General features: G+C 46.4%; 10 protein-coding genes. 8 read left to right on the top strand and 2 right to left on the bottom strand.

Features of this window, described 5'->3' with window-relative positions; genetic code table 11:
* Positions 1–148 precede the first annotated feature (148 nt).
* The 5 genes from leuA (at position 149) to CSH93_RS06095 (ending at position 6120) form a co-directional block, all read left to right on the top strand.
* Positions 149–1705 carry a 2-isopropylmalate synthase gene (leuA, locus tag CSH93_RS06075; protein WP_100642365.1) on the top strand — a complete coding sequence of 519 codons (1557 nt, stop codon included), beginning with the start codon at positions 149–151 and terminating at the stop codon, positions 1703–1705.
* On the top strand, positions 1706–2797 hold the full coding sequence (gene leuB, locus CSH93_RS06080; RefSeq protein ID WP_100642276.1) for a 3-isopropylmalate dehydrogenase: 1092 nt from the start codon (positions 1706–1708) through the stop codon (positions 2795–2797).
* A gap of 12 nt (positions 2798–2809) precedes the next feature.
* A complete protein-coding gene (gene leuC, locus CSH93_RS06085; RefSeq protein WP_100642277.1) occupies positions 2810–4210 on the top strand; it encodes a 3-isopropylmalate dehydratase large subunit in 1401 nt (466 codons plus the stop codon).
* A gap of 6 nt (positions 4211–4216) precedes the next feature.
* Positions 4217–4822, top strand: a complete 606-nt coding sequence (leuD, locus tag CSH93_RS06090; protein ID WP_100642279.1) for a 3-isopropylmalate dehydratase small subunit — start codon at positions 4217–4219, stop codon at positions 4820–4822.
* A 92-nt stretch (positions 4823–4914) separates the two neighbouring features.
* Complete coding sequence (locus CSH93_RS06095; protein ID WP_100642280.1) at positions 4915–6120, top strand: HD-GYP domain-containing protein; 1206 nt, start codon at positions 4915–4917, stop codon at positions 6118–6120.
* Between the two features lie 121 nt (positions 6121–6241).
* Here the strand turns inward: CSH93_RS06095 and CSH93_RS06100 are convergent, their stop codons facing one another.
* Together CSH93_RS06100 and CSH93_RS06105 are read right to left on the bottom strand one after the other, a co-directional pair.
* Positions 6242–7321 carry a general secretion pathway protein GspB gene (locus tag CSH93_RS06100; protein WP_100642282.1) on the bottom strand — a complete coding sequence of 360 codons (1080 nt, stop codon included), beginning with the start codon at positions 7319–7321 and terminating at the stop codon, positions 6242–6244.
* Positions 7314–8225, bottom strand: coding sequence for an ExeA family protein (locus CSH93_RS06105; protein ID WP_100642283.1), 912 nt, complete (start codon positions 8223–8225; stop codon positions 7314–7316). The genes CSH93_RS06100 and CSH93_RS06105 overlap by 8 nt, the downstream gene beginning before the upstream one ends.
* A 152-nt stretch (positions 8226–8377) precedes the next feature.
* Between CSH93_RS06105 and srmB the strand changes: the two genes are divergently transcribed.
* From srmB to hemW, 3 genes are read left to right on the top strand one after another with little or no spacing between them, the layout of a single operon-like run.
* On the top strand, positions 8378–9634 hold the full coding sequence (srmB, locus tag CSH93_RS06110) for an ATP-dependent RNA helicase SrmB (protein WP_100642285.1): 1257 nt from the start codon (positions 8378–8380) through the stop codon (positions 9632–9634).
* Between the two features lie 8 nt (positions 9635–9642).
* Entirely contained in the window at positions 9643–10242 is a 600-nt protein-coding gene (locus CSH93_RS06115; protein ID WP_100642286.1) for an XTP/dITP diphosphatase, read from the top strand.
* Positions 10235–11374: a radical SAM family heme chaperone HemW gene (gene hemW, locus CSH93_RS06120; RefSeq protein WP_100642287.1), complete on the top strand. Its 1140-nt coding sequence runs from the start codon at positions 10235–10237 to the stop codon at positions 11372–11374. Before CSH93_RS06115 ends, hemW begins: the two co-directional genes overlap by 8 nt.
* Positions 11375–11847: the final 473 nt, after the last annotated feature.

Genomic DNA, 11847 nt, shown 5'->3' on the forward strand with positions numbered 1-11847 from the left:
GAAAATTACAAAATGAAAAGACACAACTCTCTACTCCTACTTATTCTGATGGCAGCAAGACTGCACGGGTAGATTGCATCTTTTTTCGCAACTCACAAAAACCCGTGCACCGCACGGGTTTTTTTATGCATTTAACAAGGGGCATGAGATCATGAGCCAAGTGAAAATTTTCGATACAACATTGCGAGACGGTGAACAGGCATTGCCTGCCAGCCTGAGTGCACGCGAAAAGCTGCAAATAGCACTCGCGCTCGAACGTCTCGGTGTTGACATTATCGAAGCGGGTTTTCCCGTCAGTTCACCGGGTGACTTTACGTCAGTACAACAGATCGCCAAAACCCTTAAAACCGCTATCCCCTGTGGTTTATCTCGCGCTGTCGCGGCTGACATCGACGCCTGCGGGCAGGCCCTCAGTGTTGCTGAGCGCTTTAGGATCCACACCTTTATTGCAACATCGGATATTCATGTCAGCAGCAAGTTACGCAAATCCCAGGACGACGTCGTAGAAATGGCAGTCGCCGCAATTAAGCATGCTCGTCAATACACTGATGATGTGGAATTCTCCTGCGAAGATGCTGGCCGTACGCATATCGATTATTTATGTCGTATGGTGGAAGCCGCTATTAATGCAGGCGCGACAACAGTAAATATTCCGGACACCGTTGGCTACACCATCCCGAGCGAATTTGGCGGTATTATTCAGTCATTATTTGATCGTGTGCCGAATATCGATAAGGCCACAATTTCAGTTCACTGCCACAATGATTTAGGGTTAGCCGTAGCCAATTCATTAAGTGCGGTAGAGCACGGCGCTCGACAAGTGGAATGTACCATTAACGGAATTGGTGAACGTGCGGGTAACTGTTCATTAGAAGAAATCGTTATGGCGTTAAAAACTCGCTATGCCTTAATCGGGTTAGACACCAATATCGATACAACAGAAATCACCCGTACGTCACGCTTAGTCAGTCAGCTGTGTAATATGCCGGTACAGTCAAATAAAGCGATTGTCGGCGCAAACGCCTTTAGCCATTCCTCAGGCATCCACCAAGACGGCGTTCTAAAGGCACAAAACACCTATGAAATCATGACACCAGAAAGTGTCGGCCTAAATAAGAATCATCTGAACCTTACGTCGCGTTCTGGTCGACATGTCATTAAGCACCGTTTACATGAACTTGGCTATCAAGACAGTGATTATGACTTGGATACGCTGTATGCAGACTTCCTCAAGTTAGCAGATAAGAAAGGTCAGGTGTTTGACTATGATTTGGAAGCACTTTTGTTTTTTGATCAGCAAAAACAAGAGCATGCACATTATGCATTGGAATACCTGCATGCGAACGCTGGCCGCAACATTATCCCTAGCGCCACGGTAACCTTAAATGTCGGTGGTGAATCCATGACCGAATCGGCAATAGGTAATGGCCCTGTTGATGCTGCATTCAATGCCATTATTCGCGTACTCGGCCATGATGATGTCGACATAGTCGACTTTAAACTCGATTCAAAGGGCGAAGGCGCTGACGCATTAGCGCAAGTCAGTGTGGTAGCAGAATACAGAGGCCGCCGTTTCCATGGTATCGGTTTAGCAACGGATATCGTCGAATCGGGCGTTAAAGCATTAATTCACGTACTCAATAATACTCATCTAGCCGACCAAATAGATGAGAAAAAACAACAAGTTAAAATTAAGGGCGTTTAAATGAGCGAATATTCTATTGCGGTGTTGGCCGGTGACGGGATTGGCCCCGAGGTCATGGCGGAAGCCAATAAGGTGTTAGATGCGGTGGAACAACAGTTTTCAATTACGCTCAACAGAACAGCCTATGATGTAGGTGGCTGCGCCATCGATAACCACGGGCATGCACTGCCAGCTGATACGCTCGCAGGATGTGAAGCGGCTGATGCGATTTTGTTTGGTTCTATCGGTGGCCCCAAGTGGGACTCTTTACCATTGGAGCAACGTCCAGAGCGTGCAGCGCTGTTAACCCTGCGAAGCCACTTTGACCTGTTTAGTAATTTACGCCCGGCTAAAATTTATCCAGGGCTAGAAGCCTTGTCTCCCCTGCGCAGCGATATTGCCGCCAGCGGTGTCGATGTGCTTGTAGTGAGAGAGCTCACCAGTGGCATTTACTTTGGTCAACCCAAAGGTAAAGAAGGTGAAGGCGAAGACGCATATGCATTTGATACCATGCGTTACAGTGTTAGCGAAATTAGACGGATCGCGCACAGCGCATTTAAAGCCGCACAGTTACGTAGAAAGAAAGTGACCTCCGTTGATAAAGCCAATGTTCTCGTGTGTTCGCGTTTATGGCGTGAAATTACCGAAGAAGTGGCCACCGAATATCCGGATGTCACCCTTGAACATATTTACATCGATAACGCGACCATGCAGTTGATCAAAGATCCGGCTCAATTTGACGTCATGCTGTGCTCAAACTTGTTTGGTGACATTATCTCTGATGAGTGCGCCATGCTAACCGGATCAATGGGCCTGTTAGCCTCTGCCAGTATCAATGGCGATGGCTTTGGATTGTATGAACCTGCTGGCGGGTCTGCGCCCGATATCGCCGGTAAAGGTATTGCAAACCCTGTGGCACAAATACTTTCAGCTTCGATGATGTTGCGTTACAGCTTAGGTCTGAGCGACGCGGCTGATGCTATCGATCAAGCCGTTATCGCCACTTTAGAGGCAGGTACACTAACGGGCGAGTTACTGCCACCAGAACAGCGCCACCAGGCTCATTCAACAGCACAAGTCGGCGATGCGATAGTCGCTCAATTATTAAAATAGGAGCAAAGACTAATGGCTTTAACGCTATTTGAAAAAATTTGGAATGCACATGTAGTGCAACAACAAGGTAACGAAACCTTGTTATACATTGACCGACACTTGATCCATGAAGTGACCTCACCTCAAGCGTTTGCCGGACTAGATGCCAAAGGCCGTAAGGTACGCCGCCCAGATTTGACGTTTGGTACCATGGACCACTCCATATCAACCCGTTCGCTTGCTCTGGATGCTTGCGGGCCTGAAAACCAACTGCAATTGCAAACATTGGCCAACAACTGTGAAAACCACGGTATTACCTTGTATCCAGTGGGCCATCAAAAGCAAGGTATTGTGCATGTTATGGGGCCTGAATTAGGGTTAATTTTGCCAGGCATGACGGTAGTATGCGGCGACTCCCATACCGCAACGCACGGTGCATTCGGTGCGCTAGCCTTCGGCATTGGTACATCTCAGGTTGAACATGTGCTTGCAACGCAAACACTCAAACAGAACAAAGCTAAAACGATGCTTATCCGTGTAGACGGAGAGCTAGCCGTTGGGGTTACTGCTAAGGATATTATCTTAGCGATTATCGGGAAAATTGGTCACGCGGGTGCTACCGGCCATGTAATTGAATATGCTGGCAGTGCCATCGAAGCGCTCAGCATGGAAGAGCGCATGACGATTTGCAATATGAGCATCGAAGCAGGCGCTAAAGCTGGTTTGATTGCGCCAGATGAAACCACCTTTGCTTACCTTGAAGATAAAGAGTTCGCGCCGAAAGATGATGTGCGCGTGCAAGCGATAGCACATTGGAAAACTTTGCATTCTGACCAAGATGCAACCTTTGACACTGTCGTCACGTTAGCAGCAAAAGACATTGAACCGCAGGTCACTTGGGGAACTAACCCAGGGCAAGTGGTAGGAGTTAATTCGCCTATTCCTGCACCTGAATCAGCATCCTCTGAGGTTGCCATCGAATCTGCTCGCAAGGCATTGCAGTATATGGGTTTAAAAACCGGCGACAAACTAACAGACACGCCTATTACACATGTATTTATCGGTTCCTGTACGAATAGTCGCATTGAAGACTTACGTGCTGCGGCGCATATTGCCAAGCAAGGTAAAGTGGCAGATAGCGTTACCGCTATTGTAGTACCTGGCTCAGTAGCGGTTAAGCAACAAGCTGAGGCTGAAGGACTCGACAGTATATTTATCGATGCTGGTTTTGAATGGCGCCTCCCGGGTTGCTCAATGTGCTTGGGCATGAATGACGACAAACTCAATCCAGGCGATCGCTGCGCGTCTACCAGCAACCGTAATTTTGAAGGCCGGCAGGGTCGTGGCGCACGAACTCACTTAGTGAGCCCCGCTATGGCTGCCGCCGCGGCTTTGCGCGGCGCTTTCGCTGACGTTAGAGATTTTCAGGAGTAAGCAAGTATGAGTGAACAAGGTTTTCAGCAACATTCAGGCAGCGCTTGCCCTTTAGATCAAGCGAATGTCGATACTGACCAAATTATTCCCAAGCAGTTTTTAACTGGCGTTACGCGCGAAGGTTACGGCAAACACCTATTCCATGACTGGCGCTACCTTGATCAACACGAACAAGAGCCCAATCCAGATTTCGTGCTCAATAAGCCCGAATATGCCAGTGCATCTATTTTATTGTCGCGCGAAAATTTTGGCTGTGGTTCGAGTCGAGAACACGCCCCATGGTCACTCGCCGACTACGGATTTAAAGCAGTAATTGCGACCAACTTCGCTGATATTTTTTACGGCAACGCGATCAACAATCAGCTACTTCCGGTTAGCCTTAATAATGCGCAAATGGATACGTTATTTGCCGCAGTAAAAGCAAATCCAGACGTGATAATTGAAATCGATTTGCCGAACCAAACCGTGAGTTGTAATGGTCAATCATTCGCATTTGACATTGATCCACAGCACAAGCAGAACTTGTTATTGGGCCTGGATATGATTGGACAAACCTTGCTTGAAGAAGCCGCGATTGGCAAATACGAAAGTAAGATGCCAGCTTGGATCTAAATCAAGAAAATTTTCATTATAGCGTGATGGTTTTATTACGTTTTTGATAAACTTTGCTACACTCAAGATTCATTCTGTAGCAAGGTTTATCGATGTTAAAAGAAGTTCCTATTTCTGAATTAGTGCCTGGCATGTACGTGAATCAAGTACTTAAGCAATCTGGGCGCTTAAAAATGCGTTCGAAAGGCTTAGTCAAATCACAAGCCACTATTGAGCAACTAAAACAGAAAGGCATCGAACTGCTGGAAGTTGATCTTAGTCGCAGTCAGTTAAAACAAGATGCTGACGATCCATCTGGCTCAGGCTCTAAGTCGCTACGTGAACGGCAACAGCAAACCAAGAAAATAGCAAAATCTGAATCAGACTCCCTCTCTGCAGCGAATGACCTATACCTACAAGCGGTTATGATCCAAGGTGATTTTGTCAGTAAAATCCAAAAAGGTGGCCCTGCTAACCTAGAAAAGGTTAATGAATTAAGTCAGGACCTTATTGACTCCATTTTTGATAATACTAGTGCGATTTCTTGTTTAACACTGATTAAAGATGCCAATGAGTATTTATTGGAACACAGTATCAACTGTTCCGTCTTAATGGGTATATTTGCTCGCCACATGGAATTTGACCGCTCGTTAATAGAAGAACTGAGTCTTGGCGCCTTGCTAATGGATGTTGGTATGGCAAAAGTGCCTAAAGACGTTTATGACAAAAAAGGCGAGCTTAGTTCACAAGATTGGCAATTGGTGCAAAGCCATGTGGATATCGGTGTTGAGCTGATTGAACAATGTGAAGAAGTCACCGATATTGTTATTGACGTGATCCAAAACCACCATGAACGTATGGACGGCTCAGGTTATCCCAGTGGCAAGCATGGACAAGAGATATCAACTTATGCGCGAATGGCGGCAATTGTTGATTGTTATGATGCCATGATTTCTGAACGAACTCACCAAACCAGCCAAACACCAACACAGGTATTGCGTAAACTATTAACTGATACATCTTTGGACCAAGCGTTGGTGCAACAGTTTATTAAATGCATCGGCGTTCACCCGGTTGGCTCATTGGTCAAATTACGCAGCGAAAAATTAGCGTTGGTGAGCTCACCAGGTAAGAAAGATCCGCTTAGCCCTGTGGTCATGAGCTTTTACAGTATCCGCAACAATGCTCACTCAGAAATTAAGCGCATCGATTTATCTAAAGTCGAAGATGAAATTGTGGCGGCAGTCAAACCCAGTGAGTTTAAAATGAACTTGCCTAAGTTTTTCAGAGAAGTGTTTATTCACCAAATGCCAGACTAGGCGATAGTGATTTTTTGCGCCAGAGCGATATCTGGCGCACATACCGCAATAAAGAAGAAACGGAAACAATCCACTTCATTCAAGCTCTTCTAATCCATGCAACCGTACGAGAGTAGAACGGTTACCAGTCAGTCAACGCTGCCATCGTGAAAAGCTCACCCTCGAATGACAGTACAACTCGTTGCGGCTCGATATTGACCAACTGAACCTGATCATTGATCCAATCACCTTCATACACTTGCTGTCCGTTAGCACGAACCCAGCGATTTTGCCGCGCAGATGCATACATGTGAGCAGAAAAAGACATCGCGGGTAATCGGGTCAAAACACGCGCTGGCAATTGGTCCACTCGAGGCAAGTCGTCACGTACAGTAACTCGGGTTTCATTTTGACCATCCTGAGGTTCAGATTCGATATCTTCTAGTGCCTGATTAAATCGAGCCAATAACTCAGCAGAAACACCGTCCAAAGGCTCAGTTTCGTCTTCTGGAGAATTAAGCACTCGACCTTCTTCAGTGTCATCAGTCTGAGCCTCAGATCCAGTATCAATATCTGCAGCAATCATTGTTTCTTGTTGTGACGACGTTAAACCTTCATCTTCAGGGGAATGACTTTTATCACCTTCGGCGGCACCACTCGAAAGCTTACTAACCTGCTCAGTAGGCAAAACTTCCTGGGCCGTTGTTTGAGTTTCAGTTTCTTCCGGAGCTTGAGCCTGAGATGGATCAACAGCTAGCGGCTGCGTTGCAGAGCTAGTCGACGCTTGAAGATTGGCGCTGGTAAACCAACTAGGCGCAATAGCCGCCGTAAAACCTAACCCCAGCCCAACGATGACTACCGCGCAGGCTAAACCAACTTGTCTAGCATGCAATTGCCACATTGAGGGCAACTCATTAACTGATGGTAAAAACAAACTGCGATTAAATTGTTCACTGAGGGTGTTGTCGACACTTTGAGCGTGATCGAACTCGCCCTGCAGCAACTTTTGCGTCATCGAAGTCGGAACTTCTTCTGGCTCGATTTCGATACTTTGCTCAGTATCTATTTCAACGGTTAGCACGCCCATTTCAGCTAGACCGGTTAACATGTCTTGGCTGCGTACCAACCCTACTTTACGGATTTTGACAGGGCCATTTTGAGAGATCACTTGGGTGATCATCATGCCCGGTCGAAGCTCATTTATATCAATTACCTTAAGCATACCAAGCCCCCAATGAGTAGCCTGCGCCTAAAGCAACCGCAAACAAACCGATTAATAAATATTCAAACCCTCGACTTCGACGTTGCGCAACGACATCATCTCCGAGGATTTGTTTAGCCGCGGCCAATAATACGTGCTTTCTGACAACAGGGGTCTGCATAGTAAAAGACAACGTCATGGCCCTATCACATAGCAAATTGATGACCCGAGGTATCCCGCCGGTTATGCGAAATACGGCTGAAACCGCGCTGGATTGAAACATACTGCGATCACCTCCAGCGACTTCCAGTCGGTGGGCGATATACGACTGTACTTCATCGGCTGTCAGAGGCAGTAAGTGATAACGAGCCGTAATGCGTTGCGCTAGCTGGCGAAGCTCATTACGCTTTAATAATTGTTGAAGCTCTGGCTGACCAATCAAAACGACTTTAAGTAACTTCTCACGATTAGTTTCTAAATTCGTTAGTAAACGTAATTGTTCTAGGACTTCAGGCATTAAATGCTGGGCTTCATCAACAATCAACACCGTGTTTTTGCCTTGCTGATGGTTCTCAGCCAACTTTTTCAAAATAGCGTCGGTGAGTTGCTTTAAGCTGCTTTTGTTCTCCGCCACGGAAATGCCGAGTTCATCGCAAATGGTTGCTAGCAACTCGGAAGCTGACAGTGTTGGGTTGAGGATCATGGCAACCTGTGTGCTTTCAGGTAATTGTTGTAACAACTTACGTGATACCGTGGTTTTCCCGGTTCCCACTTCTCCCGTGAGCATCACAAATCCACCACTTTCCCTTAAGCCAAAGGTTAAATGGGCCAACGCCTCTTTGTGCCGAGGACTCATATATAAATAGGCAGGATTCGGTGCAATTGAAAACGGGTTATCTTTTAAGCCAAAGTAATTGAGATACATGGTTCGTCATACTGTCAAATGTCGGAGGATAAACTATCCGCTTGACCATCAGATGTCAAAATATCAAATAGGGTGAAATATGTGTCATTCATACGCGCCACTATGGCAAATGTAATGTTACAATTACGGGAGTCTATTCAAGGTTTATCACTATGTTCGAACAATTAGATCTCGATGACGCGTTATGTGCGGCATTAGAGACCATGGGACTCAAGACCCCAACAACCATCCAGCAGTTAGCCATTCCAGAAGCGCTAGATGGAAAAGACGTGTTGGCGTCTGCCCCTACAGGCACTGGCAAAACGTTGGCTTTTTTATTGCCGGCCTGTCAGTTTTTACTCGACTTCCCGCGTAAAAAGCCCGGAACTGCGCGTATTCTAATTTTGTCGCCAACCAGAGAGCTTGCACTGCAAATTTTCGAACAGGCCAAAGCCGTCACCGTCAATACTGACATTAAGTGCGGCGTTATAACGGGCGGTATTAACTATGGCACCGACAAGGAAACGTTAAGTCAACCGTTAGACATATTGGTCGCTACGCCCGGTCGTTTGTTCGAACACATTGAAAAAGAAAGTGCAGATTGTCGAGACATTGAATGGCTGATTTTAGATGAAGCTGACCGCATGCTGGATATGGGATTCTCAGCCGTGGTGAATCAAATTGCCGCTGAAGCGCGCTGGCGTAAACAAACCTTATTGTTTTCAGCAACGTTAGAAGGCGGTGGCATTCGACGCTTTGCACAAGACATACTTAACGATCCTGTTGAAGTCAGTGCATCACCGTCTCGAAAAGAAAAAGCCAAAACTCTACAGTGGTATCACTTAGCAGATGACACGGCGCATAAATACGCATTGCTTAAGCACATACTGGCAAATGATATTACCACCGCCATCATCTTCGTGAAAACACGTGAGCGTCTTCAGCAACTTAAAGATAAGCTGCTGACGGATGGCTTCAAAGTCTGTTGGTTGCAGGGAGAAATGGCACAAGATCGCCGCAATGCTGCGATGGCAGCCTTTAAATCAGGTGAAGTGCCTATTCTGATTGCGACCGATGTTGCCGCACGGGGTATTGATGTGCCAAACGTCAGTCATGTGATCAACTATGATATGCCGCGCAAAGCCGATATCTATTTACATCGTATTGGCCGAACGGGCCGAGCGGGCGCAAAAGGCACAGCTATTTCATTAGTCGAGGCGCATGATTTTCTCATGGTTGGCAAAGTTGCGCGTTACACACAAGATGCGTTTAAAGCTCGCATCATTGATAGTCTTCGCCCTAAAAACAAAGCGCCTAGTATCGCCAAAAAGCCTAAGAAAAAAGTGAAAAAGTCGGTTAAGAAGGCTAAATCAAGTAAGAAAGTTAAGGGAAGTCCAAGGCCGAACTTGAATAAAGCAAAGGATGACTGAGCAACGCCATGAATGACAAACAGATTGTTTTGGCCTCTGGGAACAAAGGCAAAGTTGCAGAGTTTAATCACCTGCTGAGCGAATTTGCCATCACGGTCTCTCCTCAGTCAGATTTCAATGTTGAGTCTGTACCTGAAACCGGTACGACCTTTGTAGAAAACGCCATCATCAAAGCGCGTCATGCAGCTGCGGTTACAGGTTTACCCGCGATTGCGGATGACTCAGGCTTGGTCGTCAGTGCGTTAAATGGCGCACCCGGGATCTACAGCTCGCGTTATGCCGGTGAAAATGCTAACGATAGTGGCAATATTGATAAGCTACTATCGGACATGCAGGAGAGCGAGGACCGCAATGCGCACTTTTATTGCTGTTTAGTGTTCTTGCGTCATGCGAATGATCCGGTACCGATGATTGCCGAAGGACGCTGGTTTGGCACCATTACGCATCAACGTCAGGGCGATAATGGATTTGGTTATGACCCAGTATTCTACGTACCTGAGTTAAGTAAAACGGCGGCGCAAATGCCTAAAGACGAAAAGGGCCGTATCAGTCATCGCGCAAAGGCCCTTGCGTTACTTATGCCTCAGCTCAAGGACTATTTTGCGTAATCCCCCGCTCGGTTTATATATCCATGTTCCTTGGTGTGTGCAGAAATGTCCTTACTGTGATTTTAATTCCCACACCTTGAAAAGTGGTCTACCCGAGCACGAATATGTCTCACATCTTCTTGATGACCTGAGCATTGACGGTGCGCTTGTTGAGGGAAGACCGGTGACCAGCATCTTTATCGGTGGCGGCACACCTAGCTTACTTTCATCAGAAGCCATCGACCGAATGCTTAGCGGCGTAAAAGAACGAGTAGCGCTGGACGAGAATTGTGAAATTACGCTCGAAGCAAATCCAGGCACCGTCGAGCTAGAGCGCTTTAAAGGTTACACTCAGGCAGGTGTAAATCGCATATCCATCGGCATTCAAAGTTTTCAAACGCAGCATTTATCTGCATTAGGGCGTATTCACGATAGCCAACAAGCGCTTGCCGCGGCTGATTATGCGCGTAGCGCGGGGCTATCGACATTTAATCTCGATTTGATGCATGGCTTACCCCAACAAACATTAGAAAATGCCATGTCTGACTTGGAAGTTGCCATTGCTCAGGCGCCGCCTCACTTATCATGGTATCAATTAACTTTAGAGCCAAACACGCCGTTTTATTCCAAGCCGCCCACGTTACCCGACGATGACATTCTTTGGGACATACAGCATGAAGGTCATAAACGGTTAACCGAAGCGGGCTACCAGCAATATGAAATTTCGGCGTATGCAAAACCCCAGCAGCAATGTCAGCACAATCTCAACTATTGGCGATTCGGTGACTATTTAGGGATTGGTTGTGGTGCTCACAGTAAAATAACCTTTGCCAATGACAACCGTATTGAACGCAGAGTTAAGGTGAAACACCCACGCGGGTATATGCAGCTGAACCGTGACTATACAGATCAGCTGCACTTGGTAGAGGCTGCAGATCGCCCATTCGAATACTTTATGAATCGTTTTCGCTTGTGCGAGCCTTGTCCTATAGAGGAGTACCATGCCAATACTGGCCTGCCGGTAGATGACGCGCTTCAATCTATCTTCAACAAGGCTGAAGACCTCGCCCTTATTCAACAGAGCCAAGGCTCTATTAGCGTCACCGACCACGGTAGGCGCTACTTAAATTCACTGTTGGAAATGTTTGTTTAGTCGTTAGTATTCCAGCGAGTTTTTATGAATATGATAGACGGTTTGATGGTCAGTCCCTCCTCAATATTGACGAATCTAAGGATTGACTTAGTGATACTTGTAAAAGAAGGAGAAAAACCTTTTTGAACTACGAGTATGTGCGTGTTGCCGACACTGGTGCGATGAAAACTGAATGACAGCAATGAATAGCAGAAATTTATCCCTCATCAAAATGCCTTGGCGGCATTGTTATCTGTTTCGCTTAACTAATTTTTGGGTACGATTAATTCTATTAATCAGTATAAAGGCGCTGGTATTTCTGAACTAAGTGCTAGAGTAAGTCGTAGTAGAGCTTCGATAACTAAGAATTGAGGATACACTAATGTTAAAGCAACACAGAATGATTATTGCAGTGGTTGCAGTATCGTTAGCCGGACCAGTGATGGCGAGTGAGAAAAATATTGGTTTTACCTACATCGAGGGCGGTATCATTG

It is taken from the genome of Neoalteromonas facilis (genome assembly GCF_002807665.1).
Taxonomy (GTDB): Bacteria; Pseudomonadota; Gammaproteobacteria; order Enterobacterales; family Alteromonadaceae; genus Alteromonas_E; species Alteromonas_E facilis.